At 70.9% G+C, this 21065-nt stretch carries 23 protein-coding genes; 12 read left to right on the forward strand and 11 right to left on the reverse strand.

What is annotated here, in order from left to right:
* Positions 1–76: 76 nt before the first annotated feature.
* Together ASE01_RS21950 and ASE01_RS21955 are read left to right on the forward strand one after the other, a co-directional pair.
* Entirely contained in the window at positions 77–886 is an 810-nt protein-coding gene (locus ASE01_RS21950; RefSeq protein WP_056757775.1) for a MerR family transcriptional regulator, read from the forward strand.
* Between the two features lie 86 nt (positions 887–972).
* Positions 973–1518 carry a dihydrofolate reductase family protein gene (locus tag ASE01_RS21955; protein ID WP_056757777.1) on the forward strand — a complete coding sequence of 182 codons (546 nt, stop codon included), beginning with the start codon at positions 973–975 and terminating at the stop codon, positions 1516–1518.
* A 120-nt stretch (positions 1519–1638) separates the two neighbouring features.
* On the opposite strand, the gene ASE01_RS21960 is transcribed toward ASE01_RS21955, so the two are convergent.
* Positions 1639–3336 (reverse strand): family 16 glycoside hydrolase, encoded by a 1698-nt coding sequence (locus tag ASE01_RS21960; protein WP_056757780.1) that lies wholly within the window; start codon positions 3334–3336, stop codon positions 1639–1641.
* A 190-nt stretch (positions 3337–3526) separates the two neighbouring features.
* Between ASE01_RS21960 and ASE01_RS21965 the strand changes: the two genes are divergently transcribed.
* Complete coding sequence (locus ASE01_RS21965; RefSeq protein WP_157537742.1) at positions 3527–4450, forward strand: glutathione S-transferase family protein; 924 nt, start codon at positions 3527–3529, stop codon at positions 4448–4450.
* 23 nt (positions 4451–4473) lie between these two features.
* Here the strand turns inward: ASE01_RS21965 and ASE01_RS21970 are convergent, their stop codons facing one another.
* From ASE01_RS21970 to ASE01_RS21995, 6 genes are all read right to left on the reverse strand, one after another.
* Positions 4474–5730 carry a cation:proton antiporter gene (locus ASE01_RS21970; protein ID WP_056757785.1) on the reverse strand — a complete coding sequence of 419 codons (1257 nt, stop codon included), beginning with the start codon at positions 5728–5730 and terminating at the stop codon, positions 4474–4476.
* 267 nt (positions 5731–5997) lie between these two features.
* Entirely contained in the window at positions 5998–7797 is a 1800-nt protein-coding gene (locus ASE01_RS21975) for an acyl-CoA dehydrogenase (protein ID WP_056757788.1), read from the reverse strand.
* Positions 7797–8534: an AIM24 family protein gene (locus tag ASE01_RS21980; protein ID WP_056757791.1), complete on the reverse strand. Its 738-nt coding sequence runs from the start codon at positions 8532–8534 to the stop codon at positions 7797–7799. The genes ASE01_RS21975 and ASE01_RS21980 overlap by 1 nt, the downstream gene beginning before the upstream one ends.
* 13 nt (positions 8535–8547) lie before the next feature.
* Positions 8548–9192, reverse strand: a complete 645-nt coding sequence (locus ASE01_RS21985) for an AIM24 family protein (protein ID WP_056757794.1) — start codon at positions 9190–9192, stop codon at positions 8548–8550.
* 5 nt (positions 9193–9197) lie between these two features.
* Positions 9198–9815 (reverse strand): AIM24 family protein, encoded by a 618-nt coding sequence (locus ASE01_RS21990; protein ID WP_056757796.1) that lies wholly within the window; start codon positions 9813–9815, stop codon positions 9198–9200.
* Between the two features lie 35 nt (positions 9816–9850).
* Complete coding sequence (locus ASE01_RS21995) at positions 9851–10258, reverse strand: hypothetical protein (protein WP_157537717.1); 408 nt, start codon at positions 10256–10258, stop codon at positions 9851–9853.
* Between the two features lie 116 nt (positions 10259–10374).
* Here ASE01_RS21995 and ASE01_RS22000 point away from each other — a divergent pair, with 116 nt between their 5' ends.
* Positions 10375–10896: an OsmC family protein gene (locus tag ASE01_RS22000; RefSeq protein ID WP_056757802.1), complete on the forward strand. Its 522-nt coding sequence runs from the start codon at positions 10375–10377 to the stop codon at positions 10894–10896.
* A 541-nt stretch (positions 10897–11437) separates the two neighbouring features.
* Here ASE01_RS22000 and ASE01_RS22005 read toward each other — a convergent pair.
* The gene (locus ASE01_RS22005; protein WP_056757806.1) at positions 11438–12154 is read right to left on the reverse strand and encodes a lysophospholipid acyltransferase family protein; all 717 of its coding nucleotides are present in this window, start codon (positions 12152–12154) and stop codon (positions 11438–11440) included.
* A 118-nt stretch (positions 12155–12272) separates the two neighbouring features.
* On the opposite strand from ASE01_RS22005, the gene ASE01_RS22010 reads away from it, so the two are divergent.
* From ASE01_RS22010 to ASE01_RS25455, 4 genes are all read left to right on the forward strand, one after another.
* Complete coding sequence (locus tag ASE01_RS22010; RefSeq protein WP_056757809.1) at positions 12273–13565, forward strand: O-acetylhomoserine aminocarboxypropyltransferase/cysteine synthase family protein; 1293 nt, start codon at positions 12273–12275, stop codon at positions 13563–13565.
* Positions 13565–14065: a CoA-binding protein gene (locus ASE01_RS22015; RefSeq protein WP_056757813.1), complete on the forward strand. Its 501-nt coding sequence runs from the start codon at positions 13565–13567 to the stop codon at positions 14063–14065. Before ASE01_RS22010 ends, ASE01_RS22015 begins: the two co-directional genes overlap by 1 nt.
* 111 nt (positions 14066–14176) lie before the next feature.
* Complete coding sequence (locus tag ASE01_RS22020; RefSeq protein WP_056757815.1) at positions 14177–14734, forward strand: OsmC family protein; 558 nt, start codon at positions 14177–14179, stop codon at positions 14732–14734.
* 28 nt (positions 14735–14762) lie between these two features.
* On the forward strand, positions 14763–15971 hold the full coding sequence (locus ASE01_RS25455; protein WP_082606307.1) for an NAD(P)-binding domain-containing protein: 1209 nt from the start codon (positions 14763–14765) through the stop codon (positions 15969–15971).
* A gap of 9 nt (positions 15972–15980) precedes the next feature.
* Here ASE01_RS25455 and ASE01_RS22030 read toward each other — a convergent pair whose 3' ends face one another.
* The 3 genes from ASE01_RS22030 to ASE01_RS22040 form a co-directional block, all read right to left on the reverse strand.
* Entirely contained in the window at positions 15981–16835 is an 855-nt protein-coding gene (locus ASE01_RS22030; protein WP_056757817.1) for a hypothetical protein, read from the reverse strand.
* Positions 16836–16967: 132 nt separating this feature from the next.
* A complete protein-coding gene (locus tag ASE01_RS22035) occupies positions 16968–17306 on the reverse strand; it encodes a UBP-type zinc finger domain-containing protein (RefSeq protein ID WP_056757819.1) in 339 nt (112 codons plus the stop codon).
* A gap of 27 nt (positions 17307–17333) precedes the next feature.
* Positions 17334–18092, reverse strand: a complete 759-nt coding sequence (locus tag ASE01_RS22040) for an endo alpha-1,4 polygalactosaminidase (protein ID WP_056757822.1) — start codon at positions 18090–18092, stop codon at positions 17334–17336.
* A gap of 43 nt (positions 18093–18135) precedes the next feature.
* Between ASE01_RS22040 and ASE01_RS22045 the strand changes: the two genes are divergently transcribed.
* The 4 genes from ASE01_RS22045 to ASE01_RS22060 are packed head-to-tail and all read left to right on the forward strand — an operon-like array spanning position 18136 to position 21038.
* Positions 18136–19053, forward strand: a complete 918-nt coding sequence (locus ASE01_RS22045) for a phosphodiesterase (RefSeq protein ID WP_056757824.1) — start codon at positions 18136–18138, stop codon at positions 19051–19053.
* Between the two features lie 40 nt (positions 19054–19093).
* A complete protein-coding gene (locus tag ASE01_RS22050) occupies positions 19094–19471 on the forward strand; it encodes an ArsR/SmtB family transcription factor (protein ID WP_056757827.1) in 378 nt (125 codons plus the stop codon).
* Positions 19468–20016: an SRPBCC family protein gene (locus ASE01_RS22055; protein WP_056757830.1), complete on the forward strand. Its 549-nt coding sequence runs from the start codon at positions 19468–19470 to the stop codon at positions 20014–20016. The genes ASE01_RS22050 and ASE01_RS22055 overlap by 4 nt, the downstream gene beginning before the upstream one ends.
* Before the next feature lie 17 nt (positions 20017–20033).
* On the forward strand, positions 20034–21038 hold the full coding sequence (locus ASE01_RS22060) for a 5'-3' exonuclease (protein WP_082606309.1): 1005 nt from the start codon (positions 20034–20036) through the stop codon (positions 21036–21038).
* Positions 21039–21065: the final 27 nt, after the last annotated feature.

Consider the following 21065-nt stretch of genomic DNA (forward strand, 5'->3'; position numbering starts at 1 on the left):
CTCGAGCCTGGGCACTCGGGCGGCGGGAGGGTCAAGGGCTGGTGTCTCCCCCAGGGGGAGAGTGCAGACTGCACCCATGTTGGCGATCGGTGAGTTCTCGCGCTTGACGCACCTCAGCATTCGCACGCTGCGGCGCTACCACGAGGGAGATCTGCTCGAGCCGGAGCTGGTGGATGCGTCCAGCGGCTACCGCTACTACTCGGTCGACCAGATCCCCACGGCGCAGGTGATCCAGCGGCTGCGCGAGCTCGACGTCCCCCTTGCCGACGTACGACGCATCCTGGGTGCGTCCGACCCTGACCAGCGAGCGGCGCTCGTCGCCGAGCACCTCGTACGTCTGGAGGCCGAGCTGGCGCGCACCCGCGTGGCCGTCAGCTCGTTGCGACGGCTCCTGGCGCCGGCGCCACCGCCGCTGCAGGTCGAGCTGCGCGCGGAGCCCGAGGTGACCGTCGCCGCCGTTGAGGACGAAGTGGGCGCTGACGACGTCGGCGCCTGGTTCGCCGGCGCGATGGCCGAGCTGGAGGCAGCGCTCGGCCCGTCCACCGACGCCGGTCCGCCCGGCGGCCTCTACGACAACAGCCTCTTCGAGCACGGACACGGACGCCTCCTGCTCTACCGCCACTCCCCCGAGCCTCCCCGGCGCGGACGGGTCCGTCCGGTCCGGCTGCCCGCCGTCGAGCTCGCCGTCACCATCCATCACGGTGAGCACGATGGCGCCGACGTGACCTACGGCCAGCTCGGCTCCTGGGTCGTCGCGAATGCCCTGACCGTGGCGGGACCCGTGCGGGAGCGCTACCTCGTCGGTCCGCGTGACACCGATGACAGCGCCGCGTGGCGCACCGAGATCGGCTGGCCGGTGTTCCGCATGGCCACCGACCTCACCTGACCCTTGCTCCGGGACAGCATTTCGCGAGTGATGTCGAGATCGACCGGCTCCGTTCGACGTGGTGGTGACATCCACCTGGAGGAAATATGCGCAACCTGGTCCTGTACACCCTGATCTCCCTCGACGGCGTCGCTGAGGAGCCCGGCAACTGGATGTTCGAGGCCGACGAGGACGTGTTCCGAAATCTCTCCTCCGTCGTCGGCGCGCAGGACGAGCTCCTCCTCGGTCGCGGCACCTACGACTACTGGGTCGACTACTGGCCGACCTCCGATGTCCAGCCGTTCGCGGACTTCATCAACACGGCCCCCAAGCACGTCTTCACCTCGCGCCCCCTCACCGGCGAATGGGAGCAGGCCATCGCGGTCACCACGCCGGTCCCGGCGTACGTCGAGCAGCTGAAGTCGCAGCCGGGAGGAGACATCGGCGTCCACGGCAGCATCACCCTCGCTCAGACCCTGCTCGCAGAGGACCTCGTCGATCGACTCGAGCTGGTTGTCGTGCCGACCCTGGCCGGCGCCGGCCGGCGCCTCTTCACCGATAGCGCCGAGCCGACCAGATTGACCCTGACCAAAGCGGAGTCATCGCCCACCGGCTGCCTGTTCCTGAGCTACGAGCGGGCCGCGCGTTCCTGAGACGCGCCACCAAGGTGAGCCGGACCGACGTCGTCAGGAAGACTGCGAGTGCCCGCTGTCATCGGCTCGCCAGGTCTCGAGACGGTCGCTGCGCGACCTCCTCGACCACCGGGGCGGGCGCTACCTCCGGACGACGCGGATGGACACCGCCTTCGAGACCTTCATCGTCCGCGCGTCCCCGGCGTACGCGACGACGGCGCGGAAGGTGCCGGGCTTGCGGAAGGCGGGGAGGCGGACGGTGACCTTGCCGCCGCTCAGCCGGCCGGCGTACGTCTTGCCCAGCACCGTCACCCGGACCACGCCCGACGGCGCGAAGCCGGCGGCGCGGACGGCGACGACGACGGTGGGGCGCGTCTTGCGCTTCACGATCTTCGAGGGCTGCACGACGACTGCCATCGTTGAGACGGCCTTGGCCACGACGACCTTGCCGACGGTGCTGTTGCTCGGCAGGACGGTGGGGCTGCCGAGGTAGCGGGCCTGGACGGTGCGGGTGCCGACGGTGCTGAACGGGCCGACCTTGGCGCTCGCCCTGCCGTCCACCACGGCGACAGTCGCCTTCTTCACACCAGCAACCCAGATCTCCGCCTGGCCGTCGACTTCGGTCTCGGGGGTGGTCTCACCAGCGGTGACGGCCACGGTCACGACCGAGCTTCCGCTGCCGGCGCGGATCGTGGTCGGCTTGATGAGCATCGTGGTCGTCGACGCGACCGGGTCCGGGACCTCCGGCTCGACGCCGGCCCTGATCCGGATGGTGCGGAAGTCGACGGCGTCGAGGAAGCTGCGGTTCTCCAGGCCGATGAAGCCGTTGGCCGGCACCGCGCCCGCGAAGCTGTTGACCAGCTCGCCGTTGAGCCGCACGACCACACCCGTCGGGGTCACCTCGATCCGGTAGGTGTTCCACTCCCCCACACCCCGCACCGCGGCGGACAGCGCCGCCGCGTCGGCCGGCACCTGCGCGCCGCCAGCGGGCTCGATCACGCCGGTGTCGTCAGCGCCGATCCTGATCCGGACTCCGCCGGTCGGCGTCGCGCCGCGGGTCGAGGAGCCGAGATGGATGCTCGAGTCGTCGTTGGAGTCGTTGCGCCGCCAGTCCACCTCGAGCGTGTACGGCGCCACCTGCTGCTGCGTGAACCAGGTGGCTCCCGCGCCGCGGATGCTGCGGATGGTGCAGTCGGTCTGGCGACCGAAGCCGCCCGCGCCGGCCTTGCGCCAGCCGTCGAAGGTCGCGAACGTGCCGTCGAACAGGCTCGTCCACCCCTCACCGGGCGCCGTCGCGACGCACGGGTCCGGGGTGGCACCGCCGACCTGGATCGCGTCGAAGTTGAGCCGGCAGAGGTCGATCCCGCGGTCGCACTGGATCGCGAGGGTGTTCTGCCCCTCGACCAGCGTCACCTGGGTCGACGCGAACTGCCACGCCTCCCAGTCACCGAAGCTCGTCATCGGGTAGGCCACCTGCTGCCGCGCGCCGTTGGCGAGCAGGCCCATCGAGCGGGTGACGTTCTCCTCGGCGCTGAGCGGCCCGGCGGCGTACCTGATGTGGACCGGGTACACCCCCGCCGCCGGCGCGGTGAACGTCATCGTCGAGGTCATCCCGGTCTCACGGAACGTGTAGGAGCCCGTGCCGGAGAAGTTGCCGTGGTCGCCGGAGTTGAGCGCCGGTCCCCCGCTGATCGCGCCGTCCTCGACCTCGAGCCACGCGATCACCTCGTCCCCCGGGGCCACCGCCGCGCCGGCCGGCGCGAGGGGCGAGGCGGTCGCTGCGAGCAGCGAGGCGACGGCGGCTGCGGTCGCCACCAGGGTCCGGGAGAGGGCACTCATGCTCGGAAGATATGGCGGAGGTCACATCACAGTCAAGAACCATGTCCACGTTCATGAATCATATGGCCCCAAAGTTCACGTCCTCGAACCATCGTCGGACGCTCGGAGGCACCCTCTAGGGTCGACGCAGGACCATCGAGGAGGACACGTGGCGTCGTACACGACCAAGGGCAAGGCGTTCGACCGGGACATGAACTACATCCCCGACCGGATCACCCGCGAGCCGGGCCGCAGCCAGGACCCGTACGCCGGCAGGGAGCTCGAGGCGCCGACCTGGCCGGTCGAGCCGGGCCGCTACCGCCTGGTCGCGGCGCGCGCATGCCCCTGGGCCAACCGGGCGATCATCGTGCGCCAGCTGCTCGGCCTGGAGGACGTCATCTCGATGGGCCTGACCGGCCCCACCCACGACCCCAGCAGCTGGACCTTCGACCTCGACCCCGGTGGTGTCGACCCCGTCCTGGGCTACGAGCGGATCCAACAGGCGTACTTCGCCCGCTACCCCGACTACCCGCGCGGCATCACCGTCCCTGCGATGGTCGACGTGCCGACGAAGGCCGTCGTCACCAACGACTTCCCGTGGATCACCCACGACTTCTACTTCGAGTGGCGCGACCACCACCGCCCCGACGCGCCGGACCTGTGGCCCGAGGACTGCCGCGAGGAGATGGAGGAGGTGATGAAGCGCGTCTTCACCGAGGTCAACAACGGCGTCTACCGCTGTGGGTTCGCCGGCTCGCAGGACGCGTACGACGCGGCGTACGACCGTCTCTGGACCGCGCTGGACTGGCTCGAGGAGCGCCTCACCGACCGGCGCTACCTGATGGGCGAGCGGATCACCGAGGCCGACGTCCGACTGTTCACGACGCTGGCGCGCTTCGATCCCGTCTACCACGGCCACTTCAAGTGCAACCGCAACAAGCTGGTCGAGATGCCGGCGCTGTGGGGCTACGCGCGCGACCTGTTCCAGACGCCCGGCTTCGGCGACACGATCGACTTCGAGCAGATCAAGCAGCACTACTACGTCGTCCACAAGGACATCAATCCCACCGGGATCGTGCCGAAGGGGCCGGAGCTGGAGAGCTGGACAAGCGCTCACGGGCGCGAGCGCCTCTGACCCAGCGGCGACCCAGCGGCGACTCAGAGCTCGCCGACCCGCTTCATCACCGGGGTGGCGAGCGTGCCGTGGATGAAGACCGACGCCACCACGGTGAAGGCGATCGTCGACCACATCCAGTCCGAGCCCAGGCTCGGGACCTCCCCGGCCGCGTAGGCGATGTAGTAGACCGAGCCGACCCCGCGCACGCCGAAGAATGCGACCGCCCAGCGCTGTCGGCCGGTCAGTGACGAGGTCGAGCCCACGAGGGACAGCGCCCCGGCGATCGGGCGGATCACGAGGATGAGCGCCAGCCCGATCAGCACACTGCGCCAGTCGAGGTGCTCCAGGAGGCCACGGCTCAGGGCGATGCCCAGCACCAGCAGGAGCAGCAGCGTGAGCAGGCGCTCCAGCCGCTCGGTCACCTCGTGCATCGCCGCGTGGTAGTCGTGCGAGCGCTCCGCCGAGCGGAACGTCACCGCACACACGAAGACCCCCAGGAAGCCGTAGCCGCCCAGTGCCTCCACCAGGCCGTACGCCGTCACGAGCGCCGCGAGCGAGGTCAGCGCCTCGCCCCGCTCCGCGACCCTCAGCGATCGGCTCGACGAGCGGAAGGCGACCTTCGCGAGCGCCCAGCCGACCGCCCAGCCCACGGCGACACCGATGACGACCTTGCCGATCGCGAACCACCCCACCCAGTGCGCCCAGTCCGAGAGGGCGGTGTGGCCGGCGGCGACCATGATCGCGAGGTGGACGAACGGGAAGGCGAGGGCGTCGTTGAGTCCCGCCTCGCTGGTCAGCGTGAACCGCACCTCGTCGGGCTCGTCGACCTCGTGGTTCCCCGTCTGCGGGCCGGCGACCTGGACGTCGGAGGCGAGCACGGGATCGGTCGGCGCCAGGGCAGAGCCGATGAGGAGTGCCGCGCCGGCCGTGAGCCCGACGGCGACACCGAGGAGCGCGACGGCGGCGATGCAGAGCGGCATGGCGATGCCGATCACCCGCCACGTCGTCCCCCAGGTTGCCCACGAGGCGCGCTTGAAGAGGTTCAGCGGACGGTCCAGCGCGAGACCCACGCCCATCAGCGCGACGATCACGACCAGCTCGGTCACGTGCTCGATGAGCGCGCGGTTCTCCAAGGGGTCGAGCGGCATGCCGTCCGGCAGCGGGGTCAGGCCGACCACGAACCCGACAGCGACCAGCACCATCGGCGAGGACACCGCCCACTGGCGGAGCAGGACAGGCAGCACGATCGCGAGGAGCAGGCTGACACCGACGACGAGGTAGACGAGGTCGGCGGTCACCTCCGGGTGCTACCCGATCCGGCTGGGTTCATCGGACGAGGCGCCTTGCCGTTGGTCGAGGAGGCCGCCGCCCGTTGGTCGAGGAGGCCGCCCGCGGCCGTCTCGAGACCCGGCGGGACGGTGCACCTGCCCGACCGGGCAGGTTCCGGCACCGGAGCGGGAGGTCTCGAGACGGTCGCTGCGCGACCTCCTCGACCAACGAGAGGGTTCCGGCACCGGAGCGGGAGGTCTCGAGACGGTCGCTGCGCGACCTCCTCGACCAACGGGTCAGAGGGTGGCGGGGTCGACCTCGTTGAAGAGCTGGTCACCGCTGGCCAGGAGGTCCAGTACCGGGCCGACCTTCGGGAGCTCATGGGTGAGGAAGTAGCGGCCGGCGGCCCGCTTGCCGTCGTAGAACGCGCCCTCCTTGCCGTGCGCGGCCAGCATCTGCTCGAGCCAGATCCAGGCGACGACCACATGACCGGCGGCCTCGAGCCCGTAGGTCGCATTGGCCAGCGCCACCCGCGGGTCGCCCGAGGACCACGCGGCAGCGACGGCCTGCACCAGTGACTCCAGCCCACCGGCGAGCCGGAAGGCGTGCTCGCGCATCGTCGCGTCGGCATCGCCCGCGCGCGCGATCGTGTCGTCGATCGCGTCCTTCAGCAGCTGGAGACCGCGACCGCCGTCGAGGACGAGCTTGCGCCCGAGGAGGTCCTGGGCCTGGATCCCGTGGGTGCCCTCGTGGATCGGGTTGAGCCGGTTGTCGCGATAGAGCTGCTCGACGCCGTACTCACGCGTGTAGCCGTAGCCACCGTGCACCTGGATCGCGAGGTCGTTCGCCGCGAGGCACCACTGGGAGGGCCAGCTCTTCACGATCGGAGTGAGTACGTCGAGCAGCGCGCCCGCCTGTTCGCGCACCGCCGGGTCGGGGTGAGTCTCCTGGTCGTCGAGCAGGAGCGCGGCCTTCAGCACCAGCGCGAGCCCGCCCTCGACGTAGGACTTCGAGGCGAGCAGCATCCGACGCACGTCGGCGTGCTCGACGATCGGGATCGGCGCGGCCGCCGGGTCCTTCGCGCCGAGCGGTCGGCCCTGGACGCGATCCCGCGCGTAGGCGAGGGCACGGCGGTAGCCGGTGTAGCCGAGCGCGACAGCACCCGCCCCGACACCGATCCGCGCCTCGTTCATCATGTGGAACATGACGGTGAGGCCGCGGCCCTCCTCGCCCACCAGCTCCCCCACGGCGCCGGACGAACCGCCCGGCAGGTGGGTGCCCTCACCGAAGTTGAGGACCGTGTTGACGGTGCCCCGGAAACCCATCTTGTGGTTGATGCCGGCGAGCGTGACGTCGTTGCGTTCGCCGCGGGTGCCGTCGGCAGCCACGACGTACTTCGGTGTCGCGAACAGCGAGAGCCCCTTCACCCCGGCCGGCGCACCTTCCACCCGCGCCAGCACCAGGTGGACGATGTTCTCGCCCAGCTCGTGGTCGCCGCCGGAGATCCACATCTTGTTGCCGAAGAGCCGGAACGTCCCGTCGGGCTGGCGCACTGCCCTGGTCGCGACGTCCGCGAGCGAGGAGCCGGCCTGCGGCTCGGACAGGCACATCGTCCCGAACCAACGCCCCTCCAGCATCGGCGGCACGAAGCGCGCGACCTGCTCGGGTGAGGCGTGGGAGAGGAGGAGGTTGGCGTTGGCCATGGTGAGCATCGGGTAGCCCGAGCTGGAGACGTTCGCCGCCTGGAACCACGCGAAGCAGGCCTGCTGCACGACTCGAGGGACCTGGATCCCGCCGACGTCGGCGTCCATCGCGGCCGAGATCAGGCCGGCGTCCGCGAACGCCTTCAGCGCTGCGGCGACCTCGGGAATGATCGTGACCGTCTCGCCGTCGAACTGCGGCTCGTTCTCGTCGCTGAGCGCGTTGTGCGGGGCGAAGTGCTCCGCAGCCAGCGTCGCGGAGACGTCGAGCACGGCGTCGAAGGTGTCGCGCGAGTGCTCCACGAAGCGCTCGCGCGAGGTGAGCGAGGAGACCTCGAGCCACTCGTGGAGCAGGAACTCGACGTCGCGACGGGACAGGAGCAGGTCGGGGTCCATCACTGCTGCTGGGCGCGGGCGACCAGGCGCTGACCGAGCAGTCCGGCCTGCTGCGTCGAGAGCAGGCTCGTCTGCTGCTCGATGAGCCGCATCAGCGCACCATCGGCGCGCTGCACCTCGCTCGACTGCATCAGGATCGTGCCGGAGCCGGTGAAGTCGAACTGGCGCTCCTCACCCGACTCCCGGCCGAACATGCCCTGCAGCATCGCGCCGAGCGAGGCGGTCATCCACTGCGCGTCGTAGTGGTGCGACGGCGAAGGGCAGTCGGCCCAGCCGAGCAGCGACTCCGGGTCGGCTCGGAACGGCGGCTCCACGAAGATCACCGGCCCGTTGGACGACGCGAGGAACTTGCCGGTGCCGAGCAGGGTGACGAAGCCCGGGACGATGGACTGCTTGAGCTCCAGCCCCGTCTCGAAGCCCATCAGGTTGGTCGCCCGGATCGTGAGGTTGCCGTCCTCGAGGTCGAAGGACTGCACGTCGTACCCGCGATCGGCGACGACGAGCTTGCCCTGACCCTCGGCGACCACCCAGTCCTGGATGTAGATCGGCGAGGAGAAGCGGCCGGCGATGAAGCCGTCGCGGCTGGCCCAGGCGGCGACGCCGTCGAAGTTGACGTTGCCGTAGTAGGCGATCATCGCGCCCTTCGACACGAACCACCGACCGTTGAGGTCGATGGAGAACGCGTAGGCATTGACGTTGTCGTTGGCCGGAAGGCTCTGGGCGTCCCAGGTCTGCATCGGTGCTCCCCTCTCAGAACTTCTGCTCGCTGGCCTGGACGAAGACCGTCCCCTGCCCGGTCAGCTTCAGCTGGAACGCCTCACCCGAGCCCCGGCCGACGGCGTCGCGCCAGCCGACCTTGGCGGAGAGGTCGACCGAGATGTTGCCGACGTGGCCGACGTAGGCCTGGGGGTCGACCGACACGCCCTCGCCCGCCACCTGGATCGGGTAGGTGCCGCCGTGCGAGAGCAGGGCCACGGCCCCGACCCCGGACACCTTGGTCGTGAAGAGGCCCTGGCCGGTCATTGCACCACGCACCGCGGCCCGCATGCCGCCCTGCCCGATGAACTCGACACCCGTCTGCAGGGTCGCGTCGTGGGCGAGCAGCCGGTCGGCCTCGCAGGTGAGCGGGCCGGTGCCGTCGAGCTGGACCACGGTGACGTAGAGACCCTGGAAGCCGTAGAGCACCTGGCCGGTGCCCTCGGTCGCCATCATCGGGTTGGACTCGCCCGAGAGCGCCGCGCCGACGAATCCGCCGACCCCGCCACCCTGCCCTGCGACCGGGCGGAAGGTCACGGCGCCGGTGTAGCCGAGCATCGCCCCGCGACGCGCGATCACGGCCGTCCCCTGCGCGACGTTGGCGCGCACCACCTTGGCGTTGACCTGTTCGAAAGCCATCGTCGTCACCTCTCCGCGGGCTGGATGAGGACGGTGCCGGCACCGTCGAAGCGGAGGCTGAACGGCTCGCCGGTGCCCTCGCCGACCAGCGACTTCCAGGACACCCCCGAGACGAGGTTCATCGTCATCTGGCCGAAGGACGCCACGAACGCATCAGGATCGACGACCACCGGGACACCCGGCTGGACCCCCAGCGCGATCAGCGGACCGTCGGAGGTGATCGCCACCTGGCCCTGCCCCGTCACCGTGGTCGTCGCCAGGCCCTGGCCGCTCGTCATGCCCTGCAGGCCGGCGAACTTCACGTCGAGCGTGAGGCCGCCGGTGACGGCCAGGATGTGCTCGGACTCGACGGCGAGGGTGTCGCCGGTCAGGTCGATGACGCTCACGTCCATCGCATCGACCGCGAACGTGACCCGTCCGGACCCGACGCACTCCATCAGCTTGATCGACTCGCCCGAGACCTTCTGCTTCAGCGCGGCCTTGAAGCCGCCACCGCCGCCCATGCCGGCGTGCTTGAAGTCGACGTTGCCGGTGTAGGCGACCATCGAGCCGGAGGCGGCCCTGATCGTCTCACCGGCGAGGTCGGCGTGGAGGAGCCGCTTGTCCGCGGTCAACGTCACCATGCGGGACAACCTATCGAGCCGACGTGACGTCTGCGCTACATCGCGGCCAACGGCGGTTCGGCGGCGGTCACGATGCCCAGCACCTCGGTGGTCGGACCGAGCCACATGCCGCCGCGGTCCCAGCGCAGGACCGCCCGCCCGAAGCGGAGGTCGAAGACCCCCACCACCGCCTGCTCCCCCGCCCGGACGAGTACGACGTCGCCGCGCACCGGACGGCGGCCCGACTCGGTCGCCGTCACCTCCGTGCCGGCCGGCAGGCCACGGGCCGCCAGGGCATCGGTGGTGATCCGGTGGGGCAGGGCGCCGATCACGGCGGGCCCGCGGACAGCGCGGGTCGATCGCGACGGACGCACCGACGGGCGGTCGGGGCCAGTGGCGCCGTCCCCGGGGACCTCGAACGGCAGGACGGCCTGGCCGTCATCCGCCGGTCGTTCCGAACGCATGTTCGAAGGGTAGCGCAAGGCGAACCCGTGCACACCGCCACGACTTCCGCCGGGACGCCTCGCTTTATGGCTTATCTCGATAGTGTTACTACACCAATGACGACGAAGGAGTCACCATGACCGCCACCACCAGCAGCCGCCTCAACGACGTCGACATCGAAGCCGTCGGCGGACTCGTCCAGGCCATCCAGGCCGACCCCGCGAAGGCGCAGACCACCTGGGCCGCGCACGTCACCTGGAAGGGCGCCTTCGCCTCCGAGTCCCGCGTCCGCGGCTTCGAGCCGACGCAGTCCGACGAGCCCGCAGGACTGGGCGGCGCCGACTCGGCCGCCAACCCGGTCGAGCAGCTCCTCGGGGCGCTCGGCAACTGCCTCGCCGTCGGGTACGCCGCCAACGCGACCGTCGCCGGCATCGAGCTGAAGGACCTCAAGGTCGACCTCAAGGGTGACGTCGACCTCCACGTCTTCCTCGGCCTGGGCGAAGGTCACGCCGGGTTCTCCGGCATCGAGGCGACGGTCACCATCAACTCCCCCGCGTCCCGCGAGGAGCTGGAGTCGCTGCACGCCAAGGTGCTCGCGAGCTCGCCGGTCGGCCACACCCTGCGCACCGCCGTACCCGTGGACATCACCCTCGCCTGACCCCCCGCCACCCCGCCACCCCGTTGGTCGAGGAGGTCGCGCAGCGACCGTCTCGAGACCCGGCGAGACGGTGCACCCACGGTGCCGTGGTCGAGTACCGGCACCGCGGCCAGAGGTCTCGAGACGGCCGCGGGCGGCCTCCTCGACCAACGAGCGGCCCCTCCATCGTTGGTCGAGGAGGTCGCGGAGCGACCGTCCACCCCGTTGGTCGAGGAGGTCGCGCAGCGACCGTCTCGAGACCCGGCGAGACAGTGCACCCACGGTGCCGTGGTCGAGTACCGGCACCGCAGCCAGAGGTCTCGAGACGGCCGCAGGCGGCCTCCTCGACCAACGAGCGGCCCGTCCAGCGTTGGTCGAGGAGGTCGCGCAGCGACCGTCTCGAGACCCGGCGAGACGGTGCACCCACGGGTGCCGTGGTCGAGCTCCGGCACCGCAGCCAGAGGTCTCGAGACGGCCGCGGTCGGCCTCCTCGACCAACGGGGCCGCGGGCCTCCTCGACCAACGGGGCCGCGGGCGGCCTCCTCGACCAACGAGGACGCGGCTACTTCAGGCGCTTGCGGACCAGCCATGCGAGCCCGAGGGCGGCCGCGCCGGCGGCGACCAGGCCGGGCCGGTTCTGCCAGCGGGCGTACTCCTCGCTCACCTGCGGCCAGGCCTGGCCGATCGCGAGCGCGGCGTCCTCGGGTGTGGCCTCGAGGCCGTCGACCGAGACGGGTGTCCCGAAGACGATGCGCACCTTGCGGGGCAGCGGCCACCGGCGCTTCTCGGTGCCGGTGATCGTGGCGGGCACGATCGGGGCGCCGGCCTCGATGGCGAACCGGGCGGCGCCGCGTTTCGGCGCACCCAGGCCCTCCTCGCGCACCCGCGTCCCCTCGGGGAACAGCGCCAGCGCGTCACCGCGGCGCAGGATCGCGCGGGCCGTCTCGAGCGCTTCGACGTCGGACGCACCGCGCCGCACCGGGAACGCGCCCAGGCGCAGGAAGATGCCGGCCATCGGGCCCTCGAAGTGCTCGGCCTTGCCCATGAAGTGCACCGGTCGCCGCAGCACGATGGCGACGAAGAACGGGTCCCAGAAGCTCTTGTGATTGGGCACGATCACGACCGGCCCCTTCTTCGGGACGTTCTCCTTGCCGGTGGCCGTGAAGCCGCACACCACCCGAAGGACCAGCGCCGCGGCGTACTTCACCAGCAGGTACAGCGGGCCGCTGACGCCCCGCTCGCGGGCGATCCGGTGCGCTTCCTCGTTGCTCAGACCCATCTCGCCATCGTGGCAGCCACGGGGCGGGGACGACAGCAGTCACGACGGCGGAGTTGGCACCAACTGCCATATGTCATGCTTGTCACGTGACTTGGTTGACTTATGAGCGGGAGCCCCGATGACCGACCACTCCTACGGCTTCCGCACGCGTGCGATCCACGCCGGCAACATCCCCGACGCAGCGACCGGGTCGCGCGCCCTGCCGATCTACCAGTCAGCTGCCTTCGTCTTCGACGACACCGCCGATGCCGCGGCCCGCTTCGCCCTGCAGAAGTACGGCAACATCTACTCCCGGCTGGCCAACCCCACGGTCGCGGCGTTCGAGGAGCGGGTCGCCAGCCTCGAGGGCGGACTCGGGGCGGTCGCCACGGCGTCGGGCATCAGTGCCGAGTTCATCACCTTCGCCTCGCTGGTCGGCGCCGGCGACCACATCGTCGCCTCCGCCCAGCTCTACGGCGGCTCGGTGACCCAGCTCGACCTGACCCTGCGCCGCTTCGGCGTCGAGACGACCTTCGTCACCGACACCGATCCCGCCGCCTACGCCGCCGCCATCACCGATCGCACCAAGCTGGTCTTCGCCGAGACCGTCGCCAACCCCTCCGGCGACATCGCCGACATCGAGGGACTGGCCGAGGTCGCCCACGCCGCGGGCGTGCCGCTCGTCATCGACTCGACCATCCCCACGCCGTACCTCAATCGCCCCTTCGACTGGGGCGCGGACATCGTCATCCACTCGGCGACGAAATTCCTCGGCGGCCACGGCACCACCCTCGGTGGCGTGGTCGTGGAGTCGGGTCGCTTCGACTGGTCGCAGCCGCGGTTCCCGCTGTTCACCGAGCCGGTTCCCCACTACAACGGGCTCACCTGGTGGGGGAACTTCGGCGAGTACGCCTTCCTCACCCGGCTGCGCTCCGAGCAGCTGCGCAGCATCGGCCCGGCGCTTCCCGCCCAGTCCGCATGGCTGCTCGCCCAGGGCATCGAGACCCTCCCCCTGCGCGTGCAACAGCACGTCGACAACGCGCGCACCGTCGCCCAGTGGTTGTACGACGACCCGCGGATCGAGTTCGTCAACTGGGCGGGCCTCCCCGACCACCCGCACCACGAGCGGGCACAGAAGTACCTCCCGCTCGGACCGGGCAGCGTCTTCAGCTTCGGCATCCGCAAGGGTCGCGCCGCGGGTCAGCGCTTCATCGAAGCACTCGACCTGGCGAGCCACCTCGCCAACATCGGCGACGCCAAGACGCTGGTGATCCACCCCGCCTCCACGACCCACTCCCAGCTGAGCGAGGAGAAGCTCGCCGCTGCCGGCGTCGAGCCCGGACTGGTCCGGATCAGCGTGGGCATCGAGGACGTGGACGACATCATCTTCGACCTCGACCAGGCCCTGACCGCCGCCCTGAAGGACGACTGATGACCGCGACCATCCCGCAGCTCGCCACCGAGCCCTCGGCCAAGGAGCGGCTGGCGATCCTGCAGGCCGCCAGGTCGGTCGCGATCGTCGGCTTCTCCCCCAACGTCGCGCGGGCGAGCTACTTCGTGGCGACGTACCTGCGTCAGGACACCGACTACCAGCTGTACTTCGTCAATCCCGTGGCGGCCGGCCAGGAGGTGCTGGGCCACACCGTGCACGCCTCGCTCGCCGACCTGCCGGAGGTGCCCGACGTCGTCGACGTGTTCCGCAAGGCATCCGACCTGCCCGGGATCGTCGACGAGGTGGTCGCCATCGGGGCGCCCGTGCTGTGGGTGCAGCTCGGCATCATCAACGACGCCGCGACCGCCGACGCCAGGGCTCGCGGGCTGACCACGGTGACGGATCGCTGCATCAAGATCGAGCACGCCCGCTTCCACGGAGGACTGCACCTCGCGGGCTTCGACACGGGCCGGATCACCGCGCGCAAGTCGTTGCGCTGACACACACCCGACGGTCCGCTCGGACCGGAGCGTGGACCCCGTTGCCCAATACTTGAGTGACTAACTAGTCTTACAACTGATTCATCCCACCCTCTCCCCAGGAGCACTGCCATGACTGAAACCGCAACCGCAGACAACGGCGTCAACGTCGAGGCCCTCCTCGGCGCCCGCGGCGCGATCACCGAGACGCCGGACCTCGCGCAGTTCACCTGGCGCGCGACCAACACCTGGCGCAAGGGCACCCACAGCCTCGGCGAGGTCGAGAACTTCTTCGGCCTCGGCGCCGAGCAGACCCACACCAAGAGGTTCACCTTCGAGGGCGACCACCCGCTGCAGTTCGCGGCCGAGGACAACGGCGCCACCCCCGTCGAGGTCGTGCTCGTCGCGCTCGGCGGCTGCCTCACCGCCGGCGTCGCCGCCGTCGCCCAGCAGCGCGGCATCCAGCTGAACTCGGTCAAGGCGACCATCGAGGGCGACCACGACATCCGCGGCATCCTGGGCGCCGACCCGGAGGTCCGCAACGGGTTCAACGAGATCCGGGTCAACTACGACATCGACGCCGACGCCTCCCCCGAGGACATCCAGGCCCTCGTCGCCCAGTCGCAGAAGCGCTCGGCCGTCTTCGACGCGCTCACCAACCCGACCGCCGTCACCGTCACCATCAACTGATCAGCACCCGAACAGGACCGACGACCTCATGAGCCAGCCCGCCCGTACGACCACCGTCGTGGTGATCGGTGCCGGACACAGCGGGCTGGCCATGAGCCGCCGTCTGACCGAACGCGCGATCGACCACGTCGTCCTCGAGCGCGGTCAGGTCGCGCACTCCTGGCGCACCCAGCGCTGGGACTCCCTGCGCCTGCTCACGCCCAACTGGATGACCCGGCTGCCCGGCCACCAGCACGAGGGCGACCCGGACGGCTACCTCGCCGTGGGTGAGGTCGTCGACCTGATCCAGGGGTACGCCGACGGCGCGCCCGTCCAGACCGACACCACCGTGACCGCGGTCCGCCCCAGCCTGGACGACTTCGTCGTCGAGACCAGCCAGGGCCCGTGGCACGCGCAAGCAGTCGTGATCGCGGCAGGCATCACGACCGCGCCACTTCCCGCGGTGGCCCAGGCCCTCCCCGAGGCCATCGAGTCGGTCACCTCGCTGGACTACCGCAACCCGACCCAGCTGCCCGAGGGCGGCGTCCTCGTCGTCGGGGCAGCCGCGAGCGGCATCCAGCTCGCCGAGGAGATCCACCGCTCCGGTCGACCGGTGACGTTGGCGACCGGCGAGCACGTCCGGGTGCCGCGCCGCTACCGCGACCGCGACATCCTCTGGTGGCTCGACGCCAGCGGCGTCCTCGACCACCGCTGGGACCAGGTCGACGACGTCGTACGCGCCCGCAACCTGCCGTCGTTCCAGCTCGTCGGGGGCGATCGCACCCTCGACCTCAACGTGCTCCAGGCGCAGGGCATCCAGGTCGTCGGCAAGCTCGGCGGCATCCGGGACGGCATCGCCCAGTTCTCGGGCTCCCTGACCAACGTGCTGACGATGGCCGACCTCAAGCTCAACCGACTGCTCACGACGATCGACGACTTCGCCGGCGGACGCGGAGAGCGCCCCGAGCCCACCGTCGTCCCCCGAGCGCCGCTGCTGGTCGACCTCCGGAGGGCCGGCATCCGGTCCGTGGTGTGGGCCACCGGCATCAAGCCCGACTTCTCCTGGCTCGAGCTGCCCGTCCTGGACCACAAGGGCGCACTGCGCCACGAGGGTGGCGTCGTGGACTGGCCCGGCCTCTACGTCACCGGCCTCCCCGTGCTGCGCCGCCGCCGCTCGACCTTCATCGACGGCGCGGCCGCCGACACCGCCGACCTGGCCGACCACCTCGTCGCCCACCTCGGTCGCGTCAGCGTCTGAGCGCCTGGATCACACCGCGACCTGCTCGCGGAGCCGGACCAGGCAGGCCACCACCCAGTCCGGGTCGTGCATCACCTGCCACCACGTGAACCGCAGGACCGTCCACCCCTCGAGGACCAGCACCGTGTAACGCCAGCAGTCCCGCTGAAAGGCGGTCTTCGAGGTGTGGAACTCCCACGACTCGGCCTCGAGCACCAGACGGCGATCCACATCGACGACGTCGGGATGGACGACCACGGGGCCGACGCTCCCCGGGATCTCGATGGCCACCTGCGGCTCGACGTCGAGTCCGGCCCGGATCGCCAGCGCGCGCAGCGCGCTCTCGAAGACGTTCGCGGCCAGGGGCGAGGCGATCCGGGCAACCTCGCGAGCCTGCGCAGATCCCTTGCCACGAAGTGCGTGCGCGTCACGGAGGAAGGTGTCGTGGTCGAGACCGTGTCTCAGCGCCGAGTCGGCGACACAGAGCGCGACGTCGAAGGGCAACCGGCGCGCGCAGTCCAGCACCGTCCGCCGCTCGGGCGTCACCAGGGCCGTCTCCTCCGCGACATCACCCCAGACGACCTCGACATCGAGGGCTCCCGCTCCCTTGGCATGGTGGTCGAACATGATCCACGGCCGCACCGGCGCTGCAGGCACCTCCCAGCCGTGGCTGACGGCAGCACTCAGCACGGCGACCTTGCCGCCCAGCTCGAGTGCCCGACGGGCCGCGCGGTCCAGGTCAGGGAGCCGGTAGGTCGAGCGATCCCCTCTCACGATCAGTCCGGCTCTCGCTGCCCGGTCGACCTGGCGACGCGAGGACAGCTCGACGAGTCGCCGCCGCTTCGCGACGCCGCCCGTCATCGCGAGCGCCTCGACCGGGTCCATCCCCCCAGCCTCGCCCAACCACTGCTCCCGTGCGGTCAGCCCTCCACAGGCGTGCACGAATGAAGGGAAACAGCCGCCCGAGAAGGCGATCAGGGCCGGTCGGGCCCCCGTTTCCCTTCGTTCGGGTACGCGTCAGCGGACCAGGTCACGCCAGTTCGTCGGCACGGCGCCGCGCGGACCGGGGGCCGGCTGGTCGTCCGGGTGCGCGGTCGGCGCGGCGAGCGACGGTCCGTCGTAGTAGCCCTGCGCGCCGAAGTCCCAGAACCAGTCCTCGCCCGGCTCGAAGCTCTGCACGATCCGGTGGCCGCTCTCGCGGAAGTGCGCGGTCGCGTGCTGCTCCGGGGAGGAGTCGCAGCAGCCGACGTGGCCACAGGCCGCGCAGCGGCGCAGGTGGACCCACCACCCGCCCGCTGCCGAGCACTCCTCGCAACCGGGTCCGCTGGGCAGGGCCTCCACGTCGATCTCGGTCATGGCCCCGACGCTAGTCCGCCCGGGGCGTCAGCACCACGCCCGAGGTCCCTTCGGCGTCAGCGCCCGGTCCCGGAACACGATGCCGAGCCGCTTGCCCCACGCCGCGCAGGCCCGGTTGAAGTCGACGCGGCGGTACTCGATGACGAGCACCCGGGAACCGTACGACGCGACGTAGTCGCCGCACTCGTCGTAGCGGCCGCACTCCTCGGCGATCGCGAAGGTGAAGCCGAGACCTCGCCCGTCCAGCTCGGCCCAGTTCTTCTGACCAGCGGCGAGACCGCGCACCTCGGCCCTGCGGGCGAGCACGCGGGCGAACGCCTTGGCGTGGGTCGGCTTGATCAGGCCACTGCTGCGCGAGAAGGAGTCGAGGTTGTCGAACTCGACGGCGTCGAAGCCGTCGCGGGCGCAACGGTCGATCCACGGCCCGATGATCTTCATCAGCGCCTGGCGCTTCACCGTGCTGCGGATGTCGAGCAGCCACTCACCCCAGGCGGAGTCCTCGACGGGGCTGCCGTTGCGGCGCAGCACCAGCGACGGGTGCTTGCGCCACAGCGCTGCCTCGTCGGGCTGGGTCTGGAATCCGTTGACGTAGCAGACGTTGTAGCGACCGGCCGCCGGGCGGGCCCGGCGGTCGCGCACCACCACGTCCACCTGCGGCGCGGGCGTCGCCACTCCGCCGAGCTGGTAGTCGAGGTCGGCGTTGCCCGGGGGCGGCGTGGGCGTCGGTGCCGACACCTGCGCAGGCGCGAGGGCGAGGGCGACCGAGAGGGCGAGGGCGGCGAACACCGTCCCAGTATCACTGCCGCGCGCAACCACCTACGCTCGTCGCGTGGAGCCCCTCGGCCAGTACCCCGACCCGACGCACGTCGTCGCGCACCTGAGTGACCCCCACCTCCTCGACGGCTCGCTGTTGTACGGCGCCGTGGACACCACCGCCCGTCTCGAGGCCGCCCTCGTCCGGCTCGCCCGGCTCCCCACGCCGCCGCAGGCACTGGTGTTCACCGGCGACCTCGCCGACCGGGCCGAGCCCGCGGCGTACTCCACGCTGCGCGCCATCGTGGAGCCGGCGGCGGCCGCGATCGGGGCCGAGGTGGTGTGGGTGATGGGCAACCACGACGACCGCGCCGCCTACGCCCGTGGGCTCTACGACACCGACGCCGACGACGACCAGCCCCAGGACCGGGTCCACGACGTCGCCGGGTTGCGCATCGTCGCGCTCGACACCAGCGTGCCGGGCTGGCACCACGGCGAGCTGTCCGAGGACCAGCTGGCCTGGCTGGCCGACGTGCTCAGCGAGCCCGCGCCGCACGGCACCCTGCTGGCGATGCACCACCCGCCGATCCCGGTGCCCATGCTCCGTCTCGCCGAGCTGATCGAGCTCCACGACCAGCCGCGCCTGGCCGAGGTGGTGGCTGGTTCCGACGTCCGGGGCATCCTCGGCGGCCACTTCCACTTCACGTCGTGGTCGACGTTCGCGGGCGTGCCGGTCTCCGTCGCCTCGGCCACCTGCTACTCCTCGGAGCTCGCCCCCGACCGCCGTCTGCTCTCGGGCGTGGACGCGCACCAGTCGTTCACGATGCTGCACCTGTACGACGACCAGGTGGTCCACTCGGTCGTGCCGGCGCTCGACGCCGTCGAGGTGAGCGGCTACGGCCTGGAGGTGCTGGAGCCGTTCCGTGCCATGACGCCGGCGGAGCGCTTCGACATGGTGTCGCGCAAGGACTCGCCGCTCAACCTGAGGACCTGACGCCCTTGGCAATCGGTAACCAATGTGTTACCAATTGGTCATGGACGAGTTCGCGGCGATCGCCGACCCGGTCCGCCGCGACCTGCTCCGGCGGCTCGCCGGCGGTCCGGCACGCGTGGTCGATCTCGCCGACGAGCACCCGATCAGCCGTCCCGCGATCAGCAAGCACCTCCGGCTGCTCGCCGACGCCGGACTGGTGAGCGCCGAGGACCGCGGCCGGGAGCGTCACTACCGGCTCACTCCCGGCGGCCTCGCCCCGGTCTGCGCGTGGCTCGCCGAGCTCGACGAGCTCGCCGGGCGTCCCGCACCGCCCATCCCCGAGTCCGCCCTCGACGGGCTGGACCTCGAGGTCCGCCGCACGACCCGCGAGCGCCGCGGCGCCCGCCCGGCAGCCACCCACCAGGAGGAGACCGCATGATCCCGACCAGCCCCCACGGCCCCGTGGCGACCGGCCGTCGCCACGTCGAGGACGATCGCGCCTTCGTGCAGTTCGAGCGAACCTTCCGCGCGCCCGTCGAGGACGTGTGGGCGGCCGTGACCGAGCCCGACCGCCTGGCGCGCTGGATCGGGACCTGGACCGGCGACCCCGCGGCCGGCGAGGTGCTCTTCCAGATGACCTTCGAGGGCGACGACGTGCCCGAGGAGCTGTTCACGATCGATGAGTGCGCGCCGCCGTACCGCCTGCGGATCACGACCTCCATGCCCACCGACGGCGACGCCCCGGACAGCTGGCGCCTGCACCTGGACCTCAGCGAGGCCGACGGGGTCACGATGCTGAGGTTCGCCCAGGACGTGCCCGACCCGACGATGGCCGAGAGCGTCGGTCCCGGCTGGGACTACTACCTCGACCGGATGCAGGTCGCCGAGGCCGGGGGCGACCCGGCCACCGCCGACTTCGACGACTACTACCCGGCACTGTCCGAGCACTACCGAGCCGAGTTCGGGAGCACGAGCGCCCCGTAGGATCGGCCGGGATCACCATGAATCCCGTTCCTGACCGACCTCGCCGGCTCCTGCTGGCCGTCGACGCACCGTCGCTGCTGCACCGCAACCACCATGCGCGGGCGCACACGCGACTCCAGGACCGCACCGGCCGCCCGGCCTGGGCGCTGCACGGGATGCTGCGCCAGATCATCGAGTCCATCGACGTCTTCGCGCCGGACGCGGTGATCTTCGGCCTCGACGACCGGGTCAGCTCCCACCGGCGCGACCTCTACCCCGACTACAAGGCCGGCCGAGCCGAGAAGGACGCCGACCTCGTCGACCAGCTCGACCGTGCCGGCGCCCTGCTCGACGCGCTCGGTCTCGCCACGCTCACTCCCCCGGGACTGGAGGCCGACGACGTCAACGCCTCCGCTGCGACCTGGGCCGGGGAGAACGGCTGGGACTGCGTCATGATCACCTCCGACCGCGACTCCTTCGCCCACATCAGCGAGCACGCCCGCGTCCTGCGCCTGATCGACGGCGGCATCAGCGGATCGCCCCTGCTGACCTCCGCCCACCTGATGACGATGTACGGCGTCCCCGCGGAGCGCTATCTGGAGTTCGCCGCGATCCGGGGCGACACCAGCGACAACCTCCCGGGCATCCGCGGGATCGGCGAGAAGACCGCAGCCGTCCTGCTCACCCACATGGGTTCGATGCAGGCGGTGTGGGCCGACCTGGAGCACAACCAGGGCCACGCGCTCGTCGCAGCGTTCGACGCCTGGAGCGAGGAGACCGGCTCCCGCCGGATCGGCGCCTCGGTCCTGGCGAAGCTGAGCGTCCCCGAGGCCCGCGAGCGCTACGAGTTCAACGTCCGGCTGATGGCGGGCCGGACCGACCTGGACCTCGGGCTGACCCCGGACGTGCCCGGCACCCCCGGTCTGCTGCCGCTGGACATCGCTCGCGTCGAGCGGGTCGTCGGCCACCTCAACATGGAGGCGACGACCGTGCTCGCCCTGCGGGTGCTCACCGGGGATCCGGCGTCCTTCGGTCGCGACTGAGCCGCACCCCGGCCCCACCTCGCTGCC

The organism is Nocardioides sp. Root190 (assembly GCF_001428565.1).
GTDB lineage: Bacteria > Actinomycetota > Actinomycetes > Propionibacteriales > Nocardioidaceae > Nocardioides.